Annotated in this window: 14 protein-coding genes; all 14 read left to right on the top strand. The window is 48.3% G+C overall.

Going from position 1 to position 25,655, the window contains the following annotated elements; translation table 11 throughout:
* The first annotated feature begins 6 nt into the window (after positions 1–6).
* The gene (locus H583_RS0112510; RefSeq protein ID WP_028560772.1) at positions 7–2,022 is read left to right on the top strand and encodes a YIP1 family protein; all 2,016 of its coding nucleotides are present in this window, start codon (positions 7–9) and stop codon (positions 2,020–2,022) included.
* Positions 2,015–4,240: a DUF5696 domain-containing protein gene (locus tag H583_RS0112505; protein ID WP_028560771.1), complete on the top strand. Its 2,226-nt coding sequence runs from the start codon at positions 2,015–2,017 to the stop codon at positions 4,238–4,240. Before H583_RS0112510 ends, H583_RS0112505 begins: the two co-directional genes overlap by 8 nt.
* The gene (locus tag H583_RS0112500; RefSeq protein ID WP_028560770.1) at positions 4,240–5,133 is read left to right on the top strand and encodes a carbohydrate ABC transporter permease; all 894 of its coding nucleotides are present in this window, start codon (positions 4,240–4,242) and stop codon (positions 5,131–5,133) included. Before H583_RS0112505 ends, H583_RS0112500 begins: the two co-directional genes overlap by 1 nt.
* The gene (locus H583_RS0112495) at positions 5,130–6,101 is read left to right on the top strand and encodes a carbohydrate ABC transporter permease (RefSeq protein ID WP_036709446.1); all 972 of its coding nucleotides are present in this window, start codon (positions 5,130–5,132) and stop codon (positions 6,099–6,101) included. Before H583_RS0112500 ends, H583_RS0112495 begins: the two co-directional genes overlap by 4 nt.
* Positions 6,102–6,147: 46 nt before the next feature.
* The gene (locus H583_RS0112490; protein ID WP_028560768.1) at positions 6,148–7,503 is read left to right on the top strand and encodes an ABC transporter substrate-binding protein; all 1,356 of its coding nucleotides are present in this window, start codon (positions 6,148–6,150) and stop codon (positions 7,501–7,503) included.
* Positions 7,504–7,853: 350 nt separating this feature from the next.
* Positions 7,854–8,573 carry a thioesterase II family protein gene (locus H583_RS0112485; protein WP_028560767.1) on the top strand — a complete coding sequence of 240 codons (720 nt, stop codon included), beginning with the start codon at positions 7,854–7,856 and terminating at the stop codon, positions 8,571–8,573.
* Positions 8,574–8,637: 64 nt separating this feature from the next.
* On the top strand, positions 8,638–10,440 hold the full coding sequence (locus H583_RS0112480; protein ID WP_028560766.1) for an ABC transporter ATP-binding protein: 1,803 nt from the start codon (positions 8,638–8,640) through the stop codon (positions 10,438–10,440).
* Positions 10,437–12,233 (top strand): ABC transporter ATP-binding protein, encoded by a 1,797-nt coding sequence (locus H583_RS0112475; RefSeq protein WP_028560765.1) that lies wholly within the window; start codon positions 10,437–10,439, stop codon positions 12,231–12,233. Before H583_RS0112480 ends, H583_RS0112475 begins: the two co-directional genes overlap by 4 nt.
* A 59-nt stretch (positions 12,234–12,292) precedes the next feature.
* On the top strand, positions 12,293–14,563 hold the full coding sequence (locus H583_RS0112470; RefSeq protein WP_028560764.1) for a beta-ketoacyl-[acyl-carrier-protein] synthase family protein: 2,271 nt from the start codon (positions 12,293–12,295) through the stop codon (positions 14,561–14,563).
* 30 nt (positions 14,564–14,593) lie between these two features.
* Positions 14,594–14,884: an acyl carrier protein gene (locus H583_RS0112465; RefSeq protein ID WP_028560763.1), complete on the top strand. Its 291-nt coding sequence runs from the start codon at positions 14,594–14,596 to the stop codon at positions 14,882–14,884.
* Position 14,885: 1 nt separating this feature from the next.
* Positions 14,886–15,872, top strand: coding sequence for a TauD/TfdA family dioxygenase (locus H583_RS32735; RefSeq protein WP_081667177.1), 987 nt, complete (start codon positions 14,886–14,888; stop codon positions 15,870–15,872).
* A gap of 42 nt (positions 15,873–15,914) precedes the next feature.
* Entirely contained in the window at positions 15,915–22,691 is a 6,777-nt protein-coding gene (locus H583_RS0112455; RefSeq protein ID WP_245585905.1) for a non-ribosomal peptide synthetase, read from the top strand.
* 11 nt (positions 22,692–22,702) lie between these two features.
* Positions 22,703–23,992 (top strand): ACP S-malonyltransferase, encoded by a 1,290-nt coding sequence (gene fabD, locus H583_RS32730; RefSeq protein ID WP_051236381.1) that lies wholly within the window; start codon positions 22,703–22,705, stop codon positions 23,990–23,992.
* Positions 23,982–25,655: type I polyketide synthase (locus tag H583_RS0112445; RefSeq protein WP_036709445.1), on the top strand; the 1,674-nt coding region annotated here is incomplete at its 3' end. The genes fabD and H583_RS0112445, both read left to right, overlap by 11 nt.

Raw genomic sequence — 25,655 nt, 5'->3', positions numbered from 1 at the left:
GTGAACATGAAGAGATTAATTGTATTCCTGCTTCTTGCGGCGACCTCCATGCTTGTCCTGCCAGAGGCGGTCCATGCACAGCTTCCCTACCGGACCTTCTATTACGACAGCAACCAGACTACATGGCTGCGTATCCAGGCGGTATATGCCCCCGTGAATACGCATACAGCCAGTCTGTCTGAGCCGTCCGACCTCCATGTAGGGGCCGATGACAAGGTGTACGTCGCGGATAAAGGGATGAACAAGATTGTGGTTCTGGACAGCGGGGGAGCCCTGCTGCAGACGATGGGAGGCGAGGAGGGGATCAGCCAGCTCAGCGCCCCGGAAGGGCTGTTCGTTACCCCGGAGCGAGAGGTTTATGTGGCCGATTCAGGCAACCAGCGGATAGCCGTGTTTGGAGCAGACGGCCAGTTTCTCCGGGAGTACAAGAAGCCGGATTCCCCTCTGCTCGGGCAGGAGCATTTTGTGCCGACGAAACTGGTTGTTGACCGGAGAGGTGTCATGTATGTCAATTTGAATTCCTCGTACCAAGGGCTGGTGCGCATCAATCAGGACGGGGAATTCATGGGCTATTTTGGAGCCAACAAAGCGAAGCAGACGGTAATGAGCTGGCTGAAAAGAGCGCTGCTTAACAAGGAGCAAATGGCCAAGGAACTTGCCAACCTGCCGGCCCCGATTACGAATGTGGCGCTGGATAAGGACGGCATGATTTTCACCATGACGGCGGGCGACTTCGGTAAAGGAGCTATCCGCAAGCTGAATGCCGGCGGCGTGGACGCCTTCAAGAACAAAACCTTGAATGGCGGTCACGGAATTGTGGACGCGGCAATGGATTCAAACGGGTTTATCTATAACATCGATACGGTCTCTTCGGCCATCAATGTGTATGACCAGAACGGGGAAGCGCTATTCTCCTTCGGCCTGATTGATAACGAGACCCAGCAATACGGGGTTATGGGCTACCCGACAGCCATCGGCGTCGATTCCAAGTTTAATCTGTGGGTATCCGACAGCCGGACCGGGACTGTGCACAAGTTTACCCGCACAGGCTTCGGCAGTGATGTGTTGAACGCTCTCGCGCTTTATATGGATGGGAAGTATGCAGAGAGCAAGCCCTACTGGGATAAGGTCTATGAACGCAACGATATGTATAACGGTGTTTTCCAGGGGCTTGGCAAGGTATATCTTCATGAGGAGAGCAATGCAGACGCGCTGTCCTTCCTCAAAATCGCCTTTGACACCAAGAGCTATTCCAAGGCCTTCTGGCAGATCCGGCTGGAATGGATTCAGACCCATTTTATCGCTTTGATTGCCGGAATAATCGGACTGATTGTACTGCTGCGGCTGATCCCGGTTCCCGTGCGCAAGCTGCTGAAGCGTTATCCGCCAACCGGGAGATGGAAGCAGTGGCTTGAACTTCCGGGCCAGCTCTGGCATGTGATGCTGCATCCGTATGAAGGATTTTACCGGCTCAAGGAGAAGCGGATGGCACCGTGGGTTATCCTGTCCATTCTCGCCTTGACGCTGATTATGAAGCTGCTATCCCTCTACTATACCGGGTTCCTGTTCCATCCTGTGGAGCTGTCGCTGATTAATTATTACGGCAGCCTTGGCCTGTTCGTCCTGCCATGGGTAACCTGGGTCATTGCCAACTATCTGGTGTGCAGTGTCAAGGACGGGGAAGGGAGATTCGGAGAGGTCATTCAGGGCAGTACCTACGCGCTGGCGCCCTACCTGTTCTTCTCCGTTCCGATTATGATCTTATCCAATATTGTGACCCTGGATGAAAGGGTCATTGTAGATGCCCTGAATGCCATCATGTATATCTGGATGGCTGTCATGATGCTTGTGATGACACAGGTCATTCATAATTTTGATTTTCTGGAGACGATCAAGAACATTGCCATTACGATTTTCACAATCGGCCTGATCTGGCTGTTTGCCTTTATCGTATTCGGGCTGTCTTACAATCTCTATGATTTCTTCTACCAGCTGTACAAGGAGGTTACGCTCTATGTTTAAACTTGTCAGGCATCCTCCTGTATGGTTGAAGCTGTCGGGAGCGATTCTGCTCATCGTGCTCGCGGTCCTGCTTATCGTGCTGTCGCAAGGGGGAGAGCTGGCGCCGGAGACGGCTCTGGAGCGAACCGGAATTGAGAAGCCCCAGACCCAGCGTGCTCCTCTGTTCGAAGGGCCCGAATGGAAGCCAGCTGCCGGTTCTGACGGCTATGCGTTGGCGGCGGAGAATGCATCGTACGCCTTGTATGCCGATCCTGCCAGCTCCCAGGTTGCAGTCCTTGACAAGCGGACCGGGTTCCGCTGGACCAGCAATCCCTCCAAAGAGCAGCTTGAACGGGAGACGGTGAAGGGCGGACTGCTCGCCAATCTGCAATCACCCTTCGTACTGACTTATGTCCGCACGGAAGGGAAGGATCAGACGATCCGCGAGGTGCTGAATGCGCTGGACCCGAAGATCAAGATGGCGATGGTCAAGTCTGATACGGGCTTGCAGGTGGCATATCAATTCCCTGAGAAGGGCATTACACTGACGATTCAATATGAGCTGACGGATAAAGGACTCAAGGTGCGGCTGCCAGGGGACGGAATCAAGGAGGAAGGCGAGTTCGCCGTATTCTCCGTCGATCTCCTGCCCAGCTTTGGGGCTGCGTCGCCAGAGGAGGACGGATATCTGTTCCTTCCGGATGGTCCGGGGGGACTGGTCCACTTTGACCGCAGCCGGGCGAATGTATCCAAAGGCTACATCCATCAGGTTTATGGCATGGAGATTACGAATGCGGCGAACTGGTCTCGCTCAGGCGAGAGAAGGGAAAATATTGCCTACCCTGTATTCGGAGTCAAACGCGGTGAACATGCATTTATGGCAGTGCTGTCTTCAGGGGGAGATTCGGCCAACATTGCAGCGATGCCTCCGGGGATGAAATCATCATTCTATAATGTCTACACCAGCCAGATATTCCGTGAAGAATATTTGTACCGTACCAGCCGGCTTGCCGCACCGCTCAAGGCTGTACAGAAGCAGAGACTGGATACGGACCGCGAGGTGGAGTACCGGTTCTTAAGCGGTAAAGATGCAGGCTATGTCGGCATGGCGGGCGCATACCGGGAATATTTGACGGAGCACGGCAAACTGGCCGAGCCGCTTGCGCCGGTAGAACATATCCCGATGAGGGTGAAAATTATGGGCGGCGATTATGCCGAGGCATTCAGCCAGATTCGCTATATTGCCGCAACGACTTTCGACCAGGCGGGAGCTATTGTAGAGGACTTGAAGCGCCGGGGCGTGGGCAATTTGAATGTCGTTTATTACGGCTGGCAGCATAGGGGGGACTACGACAAGTACCGCCGCTTCCCCATTGAACCTTCGCTCGGAGGCGAGCAGGCAGCCAGGGAGTTTATTGCCAAAATGAAGCAGGCGGACGTGCCGGTTCTGTTCGAGGAGGATTTTGTCTGGCTGGACCCGTATTCCAGCCTTTCGGGCAAAACGAACGGCATCCGCGGCATCGAGGGCACGGTGTTCGTTGATGGGGACTGGTATATCAGCAAGCCGTCACGCACCGTGGCGATGGCCTATGAAACGATTGAGAAGCTGAAGGATATCGGCGTATCCGGCATCCATTTCAACTGGATCGGGGAAATGGTATTCCATGACTACGATCCGCATGGAATTTCCACACGTGCGGATACGATCGGCATGTATAAAGGCTTGCTTGATTATACGCGCAGGACGCTTGGGCAGGCATCGGTCTACCAGGGCAATGACTATACGCTGAACCAGACCGATTTCATTACAAATATGTCGTCCGAATCCAGCTATGACTTTATGGTGGATGAGACGGTCCCGTTCTACCCGATCGTGCTTCACGGGCACATCCCGTATTCGTTCGAGGAAGGGAACCTGCGCAATGACGCGGAGGAGGAGTTTTTGAAGGCGATCGAGTATGGCGCAGTACCGTCCTATTTTCTGACGAATGACGATTCCAGGAAGCTGAGGTACTCGGCATCCGGTTATTTGTACAGCACCCGGTACGACAAGTGGGCGAATCGTATTCAGGCTGAATATGAAGCCTTCGACTCCCTGGCCAGCCTGTACGCGCAGCAGATTGTAAATCATGAACGGCTGTCGCCGGAACGTTATGCAACGACTTATGAGGACGGAACACGTGTCATTGTCGATTACGGCAGCAAAACGTTCAAGGTAGAGAAAGGAGCTGGCGCCTGATGCAAGCAAAAGAGAGAGTGCGCGCCAAGCGCCTGTATAACATGGGACGTTACGGCACCGGACTGCTGTTCATGCTGCCGTGGATCATCGGCTTTGCCGTATTCGTGCTTGTCCCGGTCAGCTGGTCGTTGTTCATGGCCTTCAACAAGGTACAGGTAGCGGCAGGAGGACTGAAATATGAGTGGATCGGGATGCGCAACTTCCGTGATGCTTTTCTGAAGGATAATATTTTTCCAATCGAGCTCATTACCTACTTTCAGGAAATGCTGCTCATGGTTCCAATTATTGTAATATTTGCGCTTCTAATTGCCCTGATGCTCAATCAGAAGTTTCCGGGACGGTTCATTTACCGGGCACTGTTCTTCCTGCCGGTCATCTTCGCGACCGGGCAGGTGCTCTCAGAGCTGTTCCTGCAAGGAGCGGGAGATATTCCGTTTCTGGACCAGTATAATTTGCAGCCGATGGTTGAGGAGTACATTGGCGAGCAGTTTTCCACGACAGTAATGGCGGTTCTTGGCCGTGCAGTACTTATTTTATGGTACTCAGGCGTACAGATTCTAATCTTCATTGCGGGATTTCAGACGATTTCGCCGACGATCTATGAGGCCGTGCGCATCGACGGAGCCTCCCCTTGGGACAGTTTCTGGAAAATTACGCTTCCGGCATGCGTACCGTTTATCAGCCTGAACGTGCTCTATACGATTATTGACCTGTTCACCTTCCCGCTTAATCCGGTGCTTAAGCATATCCGGGACAATATGTTCAAGGTGGATACCGGATACGGCTATGCAAGCGCGCTTGCGTGGGTCTACTTTGCCTTCATCTTCGCGCTTATCGCCATTGTATTGTGGCTGTTCAACCGCAGCCTCAATAAAAGGAGGGTTCACTCATGAATGCCAGGCTGGAGAAAATCACCCGCATAGCCAAGGCCGGCCTGTGGGGCCGCCGGACGCAAAAGACCAAAATGCTCATCCTGGGGCGCAGCTTATCCGACGGACTATTGTTCAAGCTTGTAATCTATCTGCTGCTGTCGATTGTCGCTTATCTGTATTTGCAGCCGATTCTGTATATGGTCAGTACAATGTTCAAGACGCTCAGCGACCTGCTCGATCCGACGGTCAAATGGATTCCGCGCGAGGTGACTTGGGAAAATGTAACCAAAGCGATCAACGGTCTGCAATATCCGCAGGCCCTGCGCAATACAGCACTGATTGCGCTTAGCTGCTCAATCGCTCAGGTAATCGTGTGCGCGATGACCGGATATGCGCTCGCCAGGCTGGCACTCCCTTTCAAGGGATTGTTTACAGCACTGATTATCCTGACTTTTCTGATTCCGCCCCAAATTATTATCATTCCGCTTTATGTCATTTTTAGCAAGCTGGGGCTGCTCAATACGATTTTTGTCTTCCTCATTCCCGCTATATTCGGTCAGGGACTCAAGGGAGCGCTGTTCATTCTGATCTTCAGGCAATTTTTCAAATCGCAGCCGCCGAGCCTGGAGGAGGCTGCCAGACTTGACGGGGCATCGACCTCGCGGCTGTTCTTCGGCATTATGCTGCCGCTGGCGCGCTCGGCATGCCTTGTAGTTTTCCTTTTCTCCTTCATTTGGTACTGGAATATGTACTATGAGCCGTCGATGTTCCTGGCCAAGGGCTTCACGCCGTTGTCCATCCGGCTCGATATGCTGGAGGAAGTGCTGAATCCGACGCTGCTCGGCAACACCCGGACGATTGTAAACCCGGTCACCGAGAGCACGAAGATGGCCGCCGCATTTCTGATCATTGCACCGCCTATCCTTGTCTTTATGTTCCTGCAGCGGTGGTTCGTAAGCGGCATTGAAAGAACCGGGATCGTGGAGTAGAGAGAGAACATCCATCACATACACATTCATAGGAGGGTTTTGAACAATGACAAACAAGCACAACATCGGTTGGAAGCTTATGCTGCTGGGGCTCATCTTCGTCTTCCTCGCCGCATGCTCGGGCAATACACCAGCCAATACTCCGCCTGTCCAGAGCGATAATGTGAACAAGGGAGCGGAAAATACGCCGCCGCCTGAAGAAAAGAAAGACCCTGTGACAATTAAGCTGATTTCCTGGTCGGACTCCTACACCGAGCTGTACAAAATGTTTATGGAGAAATATCCGTGGATTACCATCGAGCAAATTCCGGTCAATTCCCAGCCGATTATGGAAATTATCGCGGCCCTGGAAGCAGCGGGAACACCTGCTGACCTGACATGGATTGATACCGACCTGATCAGCTACAATCAGAGCGGCCTGCTGGAGGACCTGACTTCTTATATCGAGAAAGACACTACTTTCCAATCTGTTAAACTGCCCGACGGGTTCTATGATACGATGACTTATGGCGGCAAGAAGCTGGCTGTTCCGTTTGTAGATGTGCCAATGTGGATTCTTGTCAACAAGACACTGTTGGATAAACACGGTGTAGAAATGCCGGGCAATGACTGGACATATGATGATTTCCGCAGCATTGCCAAGCAAGTGACAGACCCGGATGCGGGCGAGTATGGCCTGACGACCCAGCCGGAATTCCAGATGCGTCTGGCGAATACGAAAGCGATTGCTGACGGCCATGCTGCCAATCTGCAATACATGAATGAAGATTTGACCCAAAGTGTGCTGAATACACCTGATGTCATGAATGATATCCGCTGGCTGGCCGAGTTCGTCTCCAAGGATGGCTCCATGCAGAGCAATGCCAAAGCGGCTGAGCAAGGCGATGTTACGCGCGAATTTATTAATGGAAAGACTGCATTCGCTATCGGCGGCGACTGGGTGCTGCCGAACCTGAAGGAAAACGCCAAGTTTGAGTGGGATGTTCTGCCTTTCCCTAGAGGCAAAGTAAGCCAGCCTGGCTACAGCATTTACGGTCCGCTTGCGCTTTTGAGCGGCTCCAAGCATAAGGAAGAAGCGTTCCTGTGGATCAGCTTCCAGTTCAGCAAAGAAGCGCAGAAGTGGAAGATTGACCAGGGTGCAAATGCATCGGTTATCGATCCTGAGCTGACGGCTTACTACGAGCAGACGCCGATGTGGCAGGGCAAGAACATTGAAGCGGTCAAAATCGCCAAGGAAAATGCCGTTATTCAGCCGGGAGCAACAGTTCCTGCCTGGTCCGATTACAATTGGAATAATCTCGTTAATGAAGTTGTATTTGACGGAGCTGACATTAACAAGCTGATACCAGAGACGGACAAATGGAATAAGAGAACGCTTGAGGTGCGCGAACAATTAAAGTAGAAGATGGAAGGATAGTTGATGAGAAAGGGGCTTTCCTGCAGGTCGAAAGTTGATTGCAGGAGGGCCTTGTTTTTCCCGGAAAACCTAAGGAAATTGTCGAAAACTAGCATCTCATGTCCTGTATTTATCTGGTAAAAAACGTCCGTTTGCATCAAGTTCTATCAACCGACATATTATTGGATTTTACAAGGCAATTTAAGTTGACAAAACTAATTACATGGTTGATACTGGTAATATAACTTTTTTATGTTTTTTATTTTAATTTAAGATTATTAACCGTATTTTTATATAATATGGACTTTTTCTGGAATATGATAAATTTATTATCCTTTTGAAGTTGAGGTGTATCCATGTCGAAGACAATGCTTTTTTGTCTCAATCATGCAGGTGGTTCAGCAAGCGTTTACTATCCGTGGATCCGGGTTGTGGATGCATCCGTTGAGGTTGTCCCGATTGAGTTGGCTGGCCATGGGGCAAGAATGGGAGAGCCGTGCTACAGTAATTTTGAAGAAGCTGTGCAGGACATTGTACAAAGCATTCGTTCCAGGCTGAAGGATGGAAGATTTATTCTATTCGGACACAGCATGGGGGGATTGCTGGCTTATGAGACTGTTCTGCGTCTGGCATCCGAGGCGAATCGTCAGGCCGATATGCTGGTCATCTCAGCAACCGAACCTCCGCATTTGCGGCGGCAGCGCAATCTTCACCTGTTACCAGATGACAAATTGTTGCAAGAGCTCGTTTTATATGGAGGAATGAGAGAAGAAATTTTCGAAGACCCTATGCTTTTGGAGCAGTTTCTTCCTATTATCCGGAGTGACTTCAAACTGCTCGCTTCTTATACACCTGCCTTGGACATTCGTCCCGTGTCATGCCCTATCCAAGTTCTGAACGGAGATGGCGATCAAACGCTTGATCAAGCAAAACTCCCCGAATGGCGGACCTACACTACAGATCATTTTAACATAAATACGCTAGGGGGCGACCATTTCTTTATTCGGGAGCATTCCCTGGAAATCATCCAAATCATCCAATCTCGCCTAAATCACTTTTACAACAAATATGCATAGACAGATATTTAGCCGTACAGAACCGTGAAGATAAGGAATCTATCTAATGAAAGGTGGGAAGTAATTGGACGAACAAGCCAATTTACATCAGTATTCCCCTTCCCGTACCTTTATGCGGATGTTGCGTATGGGGAGGCCGTATCTTGCTTTTTATCTGCTTATAGCTGTCGCTATTTTGTTTGAAGCAGCCTTATCTGTCGCATTTGCTAATATGTACCAGGTTATCGTTAGCGGCATGGTCAATAGCGAATATCGCGCACTGATTCAAGCCGTGGTGTTCATGTCATTTATTACGTTTTTCATGTCATGTGTTATTATGGTTCGTACTTATTTGGGGAGTAAATTAGATAATAATTCCAGATTGCAACTTCAGGGAGCGATGCTTCGCAAATTTTCGGACATTCAGTTGGGAAGCTTCGACAAATATCACACGAGTGACAAAATCGCTAGAGTGTTGGAGTCGGCGAGTGTTGCTCAAGCAGGTATTAACCATCGGCTGATCGGTTTAATCGCAGATACCACAAAAGTAATTGCTATTTTGTCTTATTTATGCTTTTTAAGTGTCAAATTGACGATTGGGAGCCTTGTTATGGCCGCAATCATTCCTCTTCTGTTGTTGCCGTTTTCGAAGATAAGCCGCAAATTTTTTGACAAGCAAAATCGATTGTCTGCTGAAAAGGACGGTATTGCCCAGGAAGCAGTACAGGGCGGAGAAGTCGTCCGCAGTTATCAGTTGCAGGAAGAAATGAACAACCGTTTTTCTGCCCGGTTTAGCCAATATGTTCGCACTCGTATGAAAACGCTATCTATTGAATCTTTTACTGGGTCTGTAAATTCAGTAGTTCCTTTTTTGTCTATTATTTTTATTCTTGGATATGGCGGTTTTTTAGTTTACAGCAATGAGATGGAAGTGGGGGCAGTGGCGGCCTTTCTGGCAGCAAGTAACTTGCTGATCGGTCCCATGCTTAACCTGTTCGGAACCTGGAACGCACTTCAATGGAGCATTTCCCAGGCGAAGCGTGTATTTGAGATTATGGATCTGCCGGATGAGAAGAAGGAAGGTGCGCAGATAGCCGAAATTACCAATGCGCAGGAATCGACCCGAAAGATGGACTTAAGCATGGAAAAGGTAAGTTTCAGCTATGAAGATGAAGGAGAGGAAGTGCTCAGGAACGTCAGTTTTACGATTGCCAAAGACCAGACGGTTGCAATCGTTGGTCCCAGCGGTTCAGGGAAATCAACATTGTTCAAGCTGTTAATGAAATATTATGAGCCTTCTTCCGGTTCTGTCCGGTGGAATGGTATTGATTGTACGGCCCTGAATGCCGAAAACTGGCGGAGTAAACTTGCTCTTGTGTCACAGACCCCGTTTCTTTTTCACGGTACGGTATATGACAACATTCATTACGGAAACGCCCAAGCTTCAAAAGAGGATGTCATTGAAGCAGCTAAAGCTGCAAACATTCACGAAGTGATTATGAATCTTCCTCTTGGCTATGATTCTATCATTGGCGAGCGGGGCCAGACCTTGTCTGGCGGCGAGCGACAGCGGGTTGCAATTGCAAGAGCTTTTTTGCGTAATCCGGACATATTACTTCTCGATGAGCCTACTTCGGCACTGGACAATGAGAATCAATTCGTGATTCAGCAGGCGATTAACCGGCTGATGAATAATAAAACCTGCCTCATTATTGCGCATCGCCTGTCTACCATTATTAATGCTGACAAGATCATCTATATGGAGGAAGGCAGAATCTTGGAAGAGGGAACCCATCAGGAATTAATGATGCTTGGACAGCGTTATTTCCAGATGTACAGAAGCAACGGCCGCGACCATGAAGAGTGGGAATCGGAGGTGACAGCATGAGTGAGACAGTGGTAACTCCTTCGAAGAACAGGTTCCGTCGTTGGGTGGACAATGATGTTTTCAGATTTGTCCGAGTCCTCGGCTACGCAAAGAAATATTGGCTCGCCATGACCATTGGGCTGCTGCTTGTAGGGGTTGATATTTATTTTGAGCTCTACATTGCCAATGCTCAAAAAGTCTTTATCGACAATATCAATGATAAGAACCTCGATGGGATTACAGCTTTTATCAAGCAATCTCTTTTGGTAGTAGCGGGTGTTGTCGTCCTGGTGGCTGTACAGGGGTTGTTGAAGGGTCTGGTTCAGCAATATATGATCCGGGATATGGCGGTTCATTTATTTTCCCGTATTAACTGGATGCCGCTCAAGCGGCTTCAGTCTATGCATTCAGCCGATCTAGTATCCAGAGTGACCCGTGATGTACCAGAAGCGGCATCCATTGGAAATGCAGTGTTCGATTTAAGTAAGGATATGCTGCTCATTATTTTTAGCTTTTTATATTTGAGTAGTTTCAATGTCTATTTGGCGCTTGTTGCGCTGCTAAGCGGGCCGCTGATTTTCACGATTGGCCGATTGTTCGACCGGACGATTCGAACGTTGTCTCAGCGTATTCAGAAGCGGGAGGCAGACGCAAGGGAATCATTGCAGGAGATCTTTCAGGGAATGCCGGTCATTCGGGCGTATGGACTGAATGAGATGTTCGAACAAAGCTTTCTGGAGAAGAAAAAACAACAGAACAAAGATATGCTCAAACGCGACATGGTCACGACCACAATGTACCAGCTTATGGATCTTATCATTAATGCCATAATTATTTCAGTTGTCTATTTCGTTTGTTTAGCTGTATTACGTGGGGAAATGACAGTCGGGACGATACTTTCTTTCATTTATTTGCTGATTCGGATTCAAGTTCCTTTCTCAAATATATCTAGAACGCTCAGCCATATCCAGCAGGGACTAGGAGCCTCAGACCGGGTACATACATTGATCGGATGGGAGAATGAGCTTCCTAAACAGGCGGAAGGAATGCCAGTCAAACTGAAACCGGATACAGAGTGGTCGGTACTCAGCCTGAACGACGTCTCTTTCAGCTATCGTGACGAGGAAGGGAATGAGAGGCGTGTTCTTCATGAGATTCAATTCTCTATCAAGCCCGGGGAGACAGTTGCTATCGTTGGAATGAGCGGCTCGGGAAAATCCACACTGGCTAAACTATGCTGCGGCTTGCTGGAGCCGGATGACGGTTCGATTCATATAAACGGTAAGCTTGTATCTGGGGGGCTTGATGAAGCTTGGTCCAAAGTCGGGTATGTACCTCAAACATCCTTTATGTTTACCGGAACTATTCGTGACAACATCACGATTGGCCTATCCGGGGTAACGGAAAAGCAACTCATTTGGGCTGCGGAAATGGCAGGTGTAGAGCATTTCATAGGTAAACTGTCTGATGGCTATAATACTCCGCTGTCAGAGGCAAGCAGCACCCTGTCAGGTGGAGAAGTTCAGCGTCTGGCTATTGCACGAGCCATTTTGCGAGACACGAAGCTCCTTATTATGGATGAATCTACTTCTGCACTAGATAACGAGATGGAGAACTATCTGGAGAAATCCCTCCAGAAGCTATCCAAGGACAGGGCAATGATTATGATTGCACATCGTATGAACACGATAAGGAATGCAGACCGCATCGTTGTCATGGATAAAGGTACTATTATTGCTGAGGGCAAACATGATGAGCTGTTACAGGAATGTGAGCTTTACGAGAAACTTTGCCGCAGTGAAGTCGCGTTGTAGACAAGGGCAGAAGCAGTAAAAAAAGCAGGCTTAAGATTCTAGGTTTGGGAGAGGTCTGAATGAATGGAAGACGGGTTGTAATAACCGGAATTGGTGTAATAAGCGGACTCGGCAATACTCTTGAAGCTATAGAGCGGCGGATATATGAGAACGAGAGCTCAATTCGGGAAGTGACACGTTTTGATACATCGGGTATGGGATGTTCTGTCGCTGCGGAGGTGAGCCTGAAGCCGGATGAAAGAGCGTATGATACGTGTGTCCATTTTGTAGTAGCTGCGGCGGAATCAGCAATTAACAACAGCGGTCTGGAACTTGGTCAGATTCAGACACTCAGAGCAGGACTGGCTCTGGGAACTTGTTGCGGCGGGAACACATTGGAGAATGCTATTGTTGAAGGAGTGTTTGAAAGCACAAATGCGTTGATTGCCCAAAGTCCGGTATATGAGCAGGCAGATACCGCAGCGCAGCATCTGGGGCTTACGGGCCCGGTTACAACTTTTAATAGTGCCTGCTCTGCCAGCGGAAGCGCAATAGGTTTCGCCGCGGAGCTAATCGCAAAGGGGTATACAGATATCATGCTTGCAGGCGGGGCTGATGTACTACAAAAATGGACAATGATCGGCTTTAATCAGGTAAGAGCTTTAAATCCCAACCCTTGCACGCCCTTTGGAGAATTATTCGGTTTATCTTTGGGAGAAGGGTCATCCATTGTCGTGTTGGAATCTCTTCAAAGCGCGCTGGAAAGGGGAGCGAACATTTATGCTGAATTGCTTGGGTACGGGTTGTCCAACGATGCTTACCATGCGACGGCCCCGGCACCAGGTGGTGATGGAATTCGGGATGCCATCAGGATGGCCTTGCAGGACGGGGGCACGGATGCAGAAAGGATTGACTATTTGAATGCTCATGGAACGGGAACCAAGCTTAATGACCATTCAGAGCTTTCAGGCATTCGAGCAGCTATCGGCGATACACGTTTCCCTGAGCTGCCTATTAGCTCGTTCAAGGGACATGTGGGCCATATGCTTGGGGCAGCAGCCTCGACGGAGCTCGTGTTTTCACTATTAGCTCTACAAAAAGGATATTTACCGGGAACAGCTAACACCAGACAAGTCCGGGACGGCCTTGGCGGGGCCAATATATTAACCGGTCCTGTTCCATTTGATCAAGCGACTACATTTCTCTCCAGTAACGCCGGAATGGGTGGGCATAACTCCGTATTGCTTGCCCGTAAATGGGAACCGGAAAGCGAAAATACAGATGATGATAATATCCCTTTTTTTACCAAACGAGTTTACATAACAGGAATCGGCATGGTCGATTCATATGGTGCTGATCGTGGGGCTTCATTTGAGCGGATCGGGACAATGGCCGTTGAAGGGAGCTGCTCCTTTCATTTGAGAAATTATGATCCTTCCTTGAATGAGCGCGGAGCGGACCGGGTTGTACACTTTGCATTAGGGGCGGCTGACCTTGCAATCAAAGACACCAACTGGATGGAGATGGAGAGTGACAGGCCAATTGGTATGGTGTTTGGAACTTCATTCGGAGAAGCGGAGTCGATTATGGAATACTATCGCGCCGTTCTTACGGATAAAAAGGGGGGCTCAACTACTATTAATTTTCCCAAAGGTGCATTAAATTCAACAGCCGGCATTGTGTCCAAAGCGCTCAGTCTGAAAGGGTTCAGCAGTTCGCTGACGACAGGCGGGAATGATGGATTGTATGCGCTAACATACGCATTTGAAGCGATTAACGGGAACAAGGGAGTCAATCGTTGCTTGGTTGCGGCAGCAGAAGAATTTTCCGAGTGGATGAACCTTGCATTAGAAAGCAGGCCCGATTCTATCAGCTTTCCATTTGCAGAGGGGGCCTGTACGGTTGCAATCCAGGAAGCAATGGAGGATGGGCTGCCTCCATCCGGTGCATATGCTGAAATTTCCGGCTTCGGTTTCTCATCTGGAGGGGAGGTGGGACAAGAAGGAAAAGCAGTATGGAATGCAGTCCTGCAATGTCTTGAACGCTGTAATACTACAGCAGCAGAAGTGGATGCGGTGTTGTTCAGTTCTCTTGCAGCACAAACCAGGCACACATTACAGGAAATATTCACAGACAAGCCTGTCACAACGCTTCATGAGGGGATAGCGCTGTCTGTTCATACGCTCCAACATGTCTGCTATGCAGCTCATTGGTTGTCAGACCGCAGAGAAGAAAAATTAGCGGGTCAGCTTCCACATGTTAATCTGCCGGAAGCGGCTGAGAAAATAATGATTGTCGGCAATTCGATCAACGGCGGGGCCGGTGCAGTATTGCTAAGGAAAATGATCTGATTATGATCTTAATTAAGGGAGATGATGTTTGTGGAAAAGAACAAAATTGTACAAATCATTACAGAGAATATTCTTATTAAGCGATTAAAGTATAATGCGGAGGAGTTATCTGGAATTACAAACGATGAGTCGCTTGCTGACCGGCTATCGCTTAGCTCTATCGATGAATTTGAAATGATTCTTGGAGTAGAAGATGAATTTGAAATTGATTTAAGTGCAATTGACCAGGATGAGCTGCACGAGCATTTCCGTACAATTGAAACCATGGCCGGATTCATTCAGGGTGAGCTGGCTCTACAATTAAACAGGGAGGCGAACTAATTTGTCTAAGAACTTTAGCGAACTTCAAAACAGCATATCTCCAAAGGCGAGAACGTTACCTGTCATCATTACACCAGACTCTACAACTGACATTATGGAATATGCCCATCAAAATCGGGATTTGATTGCTAACTATCTTCGCAATGAAGGCGGTATTCTATTCCGCGACTTCCCTGTTCCATCACTGGAATTATTTGAAAAATTCACATCTGTATTTGTAGATCGTCTTGAATCCTATAATGAGCGCTCCACACCGCGCAGCGAGGTGCAGGGGCAAATTTATACATCTACTGAATATCCGAATGACCAGCATATCCCGATGCACAATGAGAACTCCTACTCTCATCAATGGCCAAGGTTGATCTGGTTTCACTGCGTCCATAATGCGGATGAGGGTGGTGAGACACCAATCGCCGATTCAAGGGTTATTTATAACAACCTTGATCCTTCTATAATTTCCAGATTTAAAGAGAAAAAAGTCATGTACGTCCGCAATTTGGGAGGCAAAATTGATCTTCCATGGCAGACAGTCTTTCAATCTGATGATAAAGCATATGTAGCTGAATATTGCGCTAAAGCCGGATTGGAGCTGGAATGGCTTGATAACGACCGTGTCCGTACCAAAGCGGTTCGTTCTGCTATCGCCAAGCATCCTGAGACTGGAGAAATGCTTTGGTTCAATCAGGCACATCTGTTTCATTACACCAGCCTTCCAGAGGATATCCGTGATTTCATGCTAAGCTATCTGAAGGAAGAAAACTTGCCTCGTCATGTTTACTACGGAGACGGTACGCCAATCGAAGAGTCCATACTGCAGGAAATTCGAGGTGTTTACGATCAGCATACAGTTAAATTGCCATGGCAAGAGGGAGATATTATGATGCTGGATAATATGCTTATTGGACATGCAAGGGAGCCGTACAAAGGAAAACGTAAAGTTGTTGTTGCAATGGCGAATATTTGCAGTGACTACGGATTGGATATGTAGCTCTAAAGGGAATGTTAAAAGAGAGGAAGTGAACAGTTGTTTGTGAAAGCACAACAGTGGCATCCTTTGTCCCCATCCCAGAAGCGCATATGGCATCTTGAGAACAAATACGGATGCGAAGTAAACAATAATAATGCCTTGATTCATTTACAAGGCATAATTTCTCCCAAACTTTTGGAAGAGGCTGTACTTGAGACAATTCAGCGTCACGACAGCTTGCGGCTCCAATTTATGGAGGAGCGGGGCGAGGCCCTGCAGCGTGTGGCTGATAAGTTTCCACAATACATTCCGGTTCATGATTTTCGCAATGAATCAAGCGAAGCCTACGCATTGTGGCTGGACAGACTCATTCATACGCAGCCTGGCATTCAGCAGGAGCAGCTTTATGTATTTGAAATTGCATTAAAAGATTCATCTACAACGGTACTCTTTTTGAAGCTCCACCATATTATCGCGGATGGCTGGTCCATTCAACCCATCTTCAATACAATTATAGCTGTTTATGCAGAACTGGCTAATAGAGTTCCAGAACTGCCCAAGTCGGCTACCGGGTATTCTTATCTCGATTCAGTCAGAGAAGAATATGACTATATCGAATCGAATACCTACATCCGTGACAAGGCCTTCTGGACCCGGCAGTTAAGTGATCTTCCTGAATCATTTCTGACTACAGCTTCAGACAATACGGCTGCACGCTCTACAAGGTATATTCTTCCTCCGGAGCTTGTGGGAAAAATTCAAGGCTACTGTCAATCACATCATGTCCAACCCTCATTGTTTTACTCCTACCTCATGTATCTCTACATACATCTTACGACAACTCACAATGATTTACTTTTAGGCATACCGTTCCTGAATCGAAGCGGTACGGAATCCAAACAGCAAATTGCAGGCATGTTCAGTAATTATCTTCCATTACGGCTTATGTTGAAAGACGAGGAGACTGTGCTGGAGAGCCTAAGACAGGCTGGAAAACAATTTTTCCTTGCCTATAAGCATCAGCGTTTCCCGTTGGAAGATATGGTTCGTGATATTCCCAGGCTAAGGGAGCATAGCGGACTCTTTCAAGTAACCGTTAATTACTACAATCAACAATTTGAAACAGATGTTTTGGGCAATAGCTTTTATGTGGAAGAGCTGCACGGCGGCCATCAATCCTACGCTTTGCAGTTTAAGATTAAAGAATGGAACCGGTTCGGACAAACAGAATTGTCCTTTGAATTCGATTATAAGACAGCTTATTTTAATGAAGCTAAAATTAATGCCATGTATCGTTCACTCATGCATTTAATGAACTTAATTTCGGAGTGTTCCAGTATCCGTCTATCAGAACTGTCTTTGCTGTCTGAACAGGAGAAAAATCAGGCTATTTACAGCTGGAATAACACAACAAAGCAATATCCCGCAGACAGCACGCTTACACGGTTGGTCTGTTCACAGGCGCGACAGGCACCAGACCGTGTTGCACTTGAATTTGAAGGAGCACAGCTTACGTACCGTGAGTTGGAGGAAAGGGCAAGCGTGCTTGCCGGGGAGTTAATTCGGATGGGGGTCGGGCAGGGCCAGATTGTCGGCCTGCTCACCTGTCATTCCTTTGAGTCTATCATCGGAATGCTGGCGATTATGAAGAGCGGTGCTTCTTATTTGCCTTTAGACTCCCAATATCCTATGGAGCGGATTGCTTACATTGTTCAAGATGCAAACGTTAAACTCGTACTGACAAATAAAGGGCTTCATAAACTTTTGCCTAAAGAACTGGCCTACATGAATTTGGATATACCCAATAACACCCCAGTGCTGGTGCCAAACGCTGAACAGGATAAAAGTGACCCTTCGGGTATTGCCTATGTGATCTATACATCAGGATCTACAGGCAAACCAAAGGGGGTTGCCATATCGCATCGCTCCGCAGTTAATTATTGCTGGTGGGCAAAGCAAGCCTACGTGAGGAAGGATTCAGACATATTTGCAATCTATTCATCGCTGGCTTTTGATTTAACGGTGACATCGATCTTTGTTCCGCTCATTGCTGGAAACAAAGCTATTATATACAAACAGACTGAGCCGGGAGAGTTTGTCCTCTCCCGAATCATTCGTGACCAGGCTGCTAATATTATTAAGCTGACACCAGCTCATCTGGAGATTGCGGTTAAGGAAGCTTATCCACAGCCAGCCGTCAGACGTTTCATTGTAGGTGGTGAACGTTTCGGTTGTGTGCTTGCAGATCAGACTTTGTCGGCCTTTGGAGATATCGAGTTGTATAACGAGTATGGTCCTACAGAAACGACAGTCGGCTGCATGATCTATTTATACAATGGTCAGCATCATCCTTCCGGCAGCGTTCCGATCGGCCGTCCGATTGATAATATGCGTATCTATTTGCTGGATCAACGATTGAATCCGGTAGCGGTCGAACATGAGGGGGAAATTTATATTGCGGGTGACGGCTTAGCTGCCGGTTATCACAACCGTCCTGCCCTGAATGAAGAACGGTTTTTACCTGATCCGTTTGTCCCTGCCAGCTTCATGTACAAATCAGGTGACTTGGCACGCTTTGATGCAGATGGCAACCTGATCTATATTTCCCGCATGGACGAACAACTGAATTTAAGAGGGTACCGGATTGAAGGCGGGGAAATTGAGTCTGTCATCTCCAGTTGTGAAGGTATAGATCAGGTATGTGTGACCGTTAAGGAAGATGCCTCGGGGCATCAAATCTTATGTTGTTACTTTACGGGAAGCCCGCATATAAAGGCTAATGTTCTCAAGAGGAAACTTGAAGAGCACTTGCCTTCTTACATGATTCCAGGTTTTTTTCAGCAACTTGAGTCGATTCCGATTACGACCAATGGCAAGAAAGATACGAAGCTTCTTCCACCTCCTTCTATTACTGGAAGATCAGACAATATGACTAAGCCGGAAACTGAAATGGAACGTATGCTATGGGAGATATGGTCAAACATCCTTGGGACGGAAGAATTCGGAGTTGACGACTCTTTCTGGGAAATTGGGGGAGATTCATTACGGGCCAGCTTGCTGATCGCGGAAGTGTATTCGAAACTCCAGAAATCAATGACAATCCGACAGCTTTATGCCAGTTCAACTATTCGTATGCTTGAAGATTCTATACAGGCAATACCCTTGATAAAAGGATTGCAACCAGTAGCCGTAGATCGCCAGTTCTACCCTTTAACAGATATTCAACAAACGATGTTTGCGGCTGTTCATTTTGATGAAGGAGTTCATAGTTATCTTGTTCCCGGTGCATTATCCTTCCCGGAAAAAATTGATGCCCTACGTATGGCGGATGCCTGGCATAAATTTTTGATGCGTCATGAAGCATGTCGTACTGGATTTGAATGGGTTAATGGAGAGGCGGTGCAGCGGATTCATAGCGGGCTTGCATCTGCAGAGGAGATTCCGGTATTTTCTATCGATGACAAGGAAGCCCTGAAGGCTTTTGCAGCTCAACGATTTGTGCTTGAGCAGCCGCCACTTATTCGATGCTGTATTGTCACTGGGCAACATGAAGACATTTTATACTATATTGCCCATCACCTTATTTTTGACCAATATTCGGAAGCGGTATTGAAGCGTGAGCTTTCTTCATTATATGACGGTTCTGATTTTTCTGATTCCGGAATCCGGTATAAGGATTATTTGGAAGATCAAATGACCTTTCAGGACAGTGAGGAATGGAAAGAACTTGAGAACTATTGGCTGAAGCAGTTTGCTGACCGGCCGCCACAGTTAGAACTGCCTGTCAACAAGCCTGCGGATGTCAAGCCGGTCTATAAAGGCCAGTGGGTTCGTCATGTAATGGAAGAGAAACTATCCGGAGAGCTGACATTATTTTCAGCCCGGCAAGGTACTACGCCGTTCATGGTAATGTTCGCTGCCTTTCATCTGCTTCTATCTAAATATTCGGGACAAGCGGATCTGGTTGTGGGTACCCCTTCATCCGGCCGTTACCACCCGGAATTAAATGAGATTGTAGGCAGCTTTATATCAATGATTCCTGTACGTAGTTATTTGCAAAAGGAGGATGTGTTTAGCATCTACCTGGAGCGATTTGTTCGTAACTGTCTGTTAGGCATAGAGCATGGCCGTTATGCCTTCTCGCATCTTACAGAGAAGCTGGGCCTGTCTAGAGATCCCGGAGTCCATCCTCTTTACCGGGCGATGTTCGTTATGGAGCAAGATTCTGTCCAAGAGGTTGCAACCCCGTTGTTGGACGCGATTGAATTGTTAGGGGCAGCAGCCAAAACAGATCTGACCTTCCGTATCCAGACCCAATCGGGGACAGAGGGTTCATTTGTTGTTGATTGTGAGTTTAATGCGGAACGTTATGACTCCGTTACGATGATCCGTATGATGAAGGACTATGAGAATCTGCTTCAACAGGTGACGGCTTACCCCGGACATACAATTGCGGAGTTTATGCTGGCCTCGGCGCTGGAAGGGATGCAGCTTGCAGAACAGGTTTATCAGGAGTTGTCCGTGCCACAGCTTCCGTGGCAAGTCATATTTGAACGTCAGGCGGAGAAGACTCCGGATGCGATTGCTGTAACAGACGGGCGCCGGACTTTGACGTATCTGGAGTTGAACCATGCGGCCAACAGGCTGGGAGCTCTGTTATTAGAGCGTGGAGCACAACGGGATAAGCCTATTGCGCTCTATATGAAACGCTCAGTCGAGTGGATAGTAAGCACATTGGCCGTATTAAAGGCAGGTGCAGCTTTTCTTCCTGTTGACCCTTCATTACCTGAAGAACGGGTACGTTATCTCCTTTGTGACAGTGATTCCCGCTTGTTGATTTATACAGAGGATGTAGAGGTTGTACAGGGATGTGAATCGGAATGTATCTTGTTTGATTGGGATATGGCTCAGAACGGTAACGTGGAAAACTGGCCATGCATCAATGAGCCTGATGACCTGGCCTATTATATCTATACTTCAGGCACAACCGGAAAGCCGAAAGGAACGATGGTTCCTCATCGGGGGATTGGAAATATGCTGGAATTTTATATTGGTAATGTGGGGATAAACAGCCAAGATCATATCCTGCAATTTTCAAGCATGTCATTTGATGTTTCCGTATTGGAGTTTACGATAGCCCTGCTGGGCGGGGCTTCGCTGTATATAATTTCTGACGACTGTATTAAGGATGGAAAAGCTTTTGAACGGTATATAGAACAGAATCGTATAACCGTCTGTTTCTTGCCGCCACCATATTTGAATTTATTTGATCCGCAGCAATTGCCTTCATTAAAAAAGGTGATTGTCGGAGGTTCGGCACCTTCCGTAGAAATGTCCAAAGTCTGGGGAAGTAAAGTAAAGTTGTTCAACTGCTACGGGCCTACAGAAGCAACCGTCATCATGATGACGTGGGCGGTGGATTCTGAATGGCTTGAAGACAAGGCGCTGGTTCCGATTGGAAAACCATTGCCCAATTTCCGCATTTCTATCTTGGATGGCAACAACCAGCCACAGCCTGTTGGCGTTCCCGGTGAATTATGCATATCAGGAATTGGCCTTGCCAGAGGTTACTTGAATAAGCCGGAGATGACTGCCGCAAAGTTCATTGTAAACCCTCAATATCCGGACATGATTATGTATCGTACCGGTGACCTAGTAAAGTGGCTCCCTGACGGCAATGTCTTATTTCTCGGACGGATGGACGACCAGGTGAAAATTAGGGGTTACCGCGTAGAGCTTGGGGAAATTGAGCATCACTTGCGGAAGATGGAAGCTATTCACGAGGCAGTTGTACTGGTCCGTAAAACACCGAACAGTGAAGATGAATTGTGTGCCTTTGTTGCAGCTGATCCACACATGGATCGCGAATCAATCCGTATGGAACTTGGAAAATGGCTTCCGCAATGGATGATTCCGGAGTGTATTCTGTTAATACCAAAGATTCCACTAACGATAAACGGCAAGCCGGACCGGATACAACTATTGCAGCTCCCATGGCAGGAAGAGACTGTTGCCTGCTCTTTAATTGAAAGTGTCGCAGAAGAAAGGATGACACAGATATGGGGAGAGCTTTTGCATATTCCGGTAAAGCGGATTGGACGTCGGGATTCATTCTTTGAGCTTGGGGGTAATTCGCTGGCAATTTTGCAATTGCAAAAGCGGTTGAACACCGAATGGCAGGCCGAGCTTGCGGTTACCGATCTCTTTGCGAATCCGACGGTAGAGCGTATGGCTAAGTTACTGGAGGATTACGGGCCGGAGATTGATTTTATTCCAAAAGAAATTACTGTACCTGGTGAGTCTAAAGCCAGATCAGGAACAAGGGGCCAGACCGTATTGCTCAAAGGAAGATTTAAAGATCCGTTGCCTGAATTCGCCTTTCAAGAAACTTTACTGGAGCAGGCGATGCTGTCGTCCTTTGCATACTGTTTGCGGGAATGGTCGGGCAGTGAAGCTTTCGAATTGGTTGGGTTGAGCGTAGCCGGCGGTAGAATAATTTCCGTTGGCCCTGATCATTCAGGCACCTTCCAGTCTCTATTTGATTCGGTTCAAGCCCAGTTCGGTATTGTTGCTTCTCCTGCAATTGCCGGAATGCTGTCCGCTTATCGTTCTACCAATAAGGATCGGATATTGCCTGTGCTCTACGATCGTATGCCTGTTAACGAGTCGGATCAAAGCTGTGAGCTGGCACTGGGTATCGAGTCCATTCATAACCTGATTGAGTTGTCTTTGTATTATAACAGCCAAAAATTAAATCCCGAATCGATGAAAATTTTGTTTGGACGCATCGGTTCTATTTTCCAACAAGTGTTGCATACAACCTTTGCGATTAAACAATAAAGGAGCGGAGAATGACAATGCTAGGATTTATGTTTCCCGGACAAGGGTCGCAGTATATAGGAATGGGACAGAAGCTCTATCATGCTCATGCATCGGCACGGGCGGTATATGAAGAGGCATCTGAGGCACTTGCAACAGACATGGCAAAACTGATTTTTGCTGGAAATGCGGAACAACTTGCAATGACGGAGTGGACACAGCCGGCATTGCTTACGGTAGGCGTCGCAGCCTACCGTGTCACTTTGGAGCAAACAGGCTTGCAACCACAATGGATGCTGGGACACAGTCTTGGAGAAATAACCGCTTTAACCTGTGCATCCTCCATCCGTCTTTCGGATGCCGTTAATATTGCCCGTTTTAGGGGTCAGGTCATGCAAAATTGTATTCAGCAGGAAGACTGCATCATGATTGCAGTCAAGGGCGTTAATGCAGATGAAGTGTTGTCTATTTGCGGGGAGGACAACGGGCAGGAACGCGCTGTCAGGTCAGTTGCTGGCATTAATTCCCCGACACAGGTTGTTCTATCGGGTGTAAAAGCCAGAGTATTGGAGTGGAAGGAGCGCCTTGAAGCTATAGGCGCTTCCTTCACTCCATTGAAGGTTAGCGCGCCCTTCCACAGTCCACTGATGGCCCCGGCAGCAACAGCATTGGAAGAGCATCTGAAGCAGTATACATTTTCTCCGCTAAGCTGCAAAGTGGTCTCTAATGTTACAGCACAGCCTTATGCATCCCATGAGCAGATTGTACCGCTTCTTGTCCAGCAAGTGACTCAACCTGTACAGTGGCGGAATTCGATGCAATATTTGCTTCGGCAAGGTGTCAATGAGTTGGTTGATCTAGGCCCAGGAACGGTAATGAAAAAGCTGGCCGAAGCTAATGGTTCCTTTCAAACAGCAGCTATCGAGAGAAGTGAAGAATGGAACGTTTGGGTTGAGACGCACTCAGGCGGCAGACAAAACCTGGCTGCTGCCATAGAACTGGCTGCTCAATGTCTCCGTCATGCGATCAGCACACCAAATTTGAACTGGGATGAGTCGGAATATGAGCAAGGCGTTCTGAAGCCAATCCAGTTTATCAACTCAAAGCTGGGTGAGTGGGAGAAGGGGGATGTATCCCATAAAATTGAAGGTGCTGACATCGGAGAGCTTCTAAAGGCCGTCAGGCTTGTACTGGAGACTAAGAAGCTTCCTTCGGAAGAGAGAGATAGAAGGTTGGAACGATTAATTCTTGCATCTAGAAACCTGGACAACATGGACATAACTGACATGGATAGTCTGAGGAGGACTGCAAGTGAATTTTAATTTTGACTCATTAACGACTGATACGAGTTCATTCCTCATGGATGATCTTTCATCTGATGAAATGGCGGTTGTAGGTGTTTCTTTTGAGCTGCCTGGCGCTAACACTTGGGAAGCCCTATGGGGTCAATTGACAGGGCAAAGGGATAATATTAAGACTTTTCCAAAAAAACGCCACAATGATTTGTCGTCCTATTTGAAAAGAATCCGTTTTGGCGAAAACAATTTTGTCCGGGGCGGTTATATAGATGAAATTGATAAATTCGACTATGCCTACTTCCGGCTCTCACCGAAGGAAGCGAGTCTGATGGACCCGCATCAGCGGATGTTTCTGGAGACTGCCTGGTCAGCACTAGAGGATGCCGGCTATGGGGGTAAAGCTTTATCGGGGAAACGGGTTGGCGTATATATTGGCCATTCAGGTTTTAGCCCTTTTAGCTATTTCCGGATGTTAATGGATATCTGCCCTGATGAGATGGCCATGTCATTTGCAGGTAATTTGCCTGCGGTTATTGCGAGCCGGATCTCCTATCTGCTTGACCTTCGAGGACCCGGTATGCTAATTGACACGACGTGCTCTTCCTCTCTGGTAGCCTTGCATACCGCTTGTCAGGCGATTCGTAATGGTGAATGTGATGCTGCTCTTGTCGGCTCAGCCAAGTTGTCCATAGTCCCACAGACTACGGATATGCGGGTTGGAGTCGAGTCTTCTGATGGTAAAACCAGAACCTTTGACACGGCCTCCGACGGCACAGGAAACGGAGAAGGAGTCATTGCAGTCATGATCAAGCCCTTATCGCGTGCGGTAGCTGACCGGGATCACATCTATGCTGTGATTAAAGGGAGTGCAGTGAACCAGGATGGCAGTTCGATTGGACTGACAGCGCCTAACGCGGCGGCACAGGAAGACGTAATCGTGCGGGCCTGGCAAAATGCGGGCGTAGAGGCGGAGAGCATCTCCTATATGGAGGCACACGGTACCGGAACCCGGCTTGGCGATCCGATTGAGATCGACGGGATGAAGCGGGCGTTCGGCCGGTATACGAAGCGGAAACAATTTTGTGCGGTCGGCTCGGTGAAGACGAACATGGGGCATCTGGACCATGCAGCGGGACTGGCTGGCCTGCTGAAGGTGATTGCGGCGTTGAAGTATAAGGAGCTGCCGCCCAATGTGCACTTTGAACGTCCGAACCCGGAGATTGCGTTCGAGCAGTCGCCGGTATATGTGTTGGATGAGGCACGGGCATGGACGACAGTGGAGGGAGTGCCGCGCCGGGGAGGAGTCAGCGCGTTCGGTCTAAGCGGGACGAACTGTCATGTGGTCGTCGAAGAAGCTCCGAAGAGCGAAGAAAGCCCGCAGAGCCCAGGGCCGCATCTGCTGACGCTGTCGGCGAAAGGTGCGGAAGGACTGGGTGTTTTGATCAGCAGGTACGCTTTGGCACTGGAGACGCTGTCCGGGGAGGATGCAGGAGCCATCTGCAGTACAACGAATACAGGCCGAGGCCACTACACCCACCGTCTGGCGATCATGGGAGCGGATCGGGAAGCGCTGTTGGAGCGTCTGCGTGAGCTGTCCAAGCAAGGGCCGGGAGCATGGAGCGGGGCAGATGTCTGGTATGGGGAAAGCAGCGTTCAGGCAGAAGCGGAGAGATCCCTGCGTGAGGCA

This window comes from Paenibacillus pinihumi DSM 23905 = JCM 16419 (assembly GCF_000422505.1).
In the GTDB taxonomy this organism is placed as follows: Bacteria; Bacillota; Bacilli; order Paenibacillales; family Paenibacillaceae; genus Paenibacillus_D; species Paenibacillus_D pinihumi.
The sequence above is the reverse complement of the archived record's forward strand: the minus strand, read 5'-3'. Positions and strand labels throughout refer to the sequence as shown.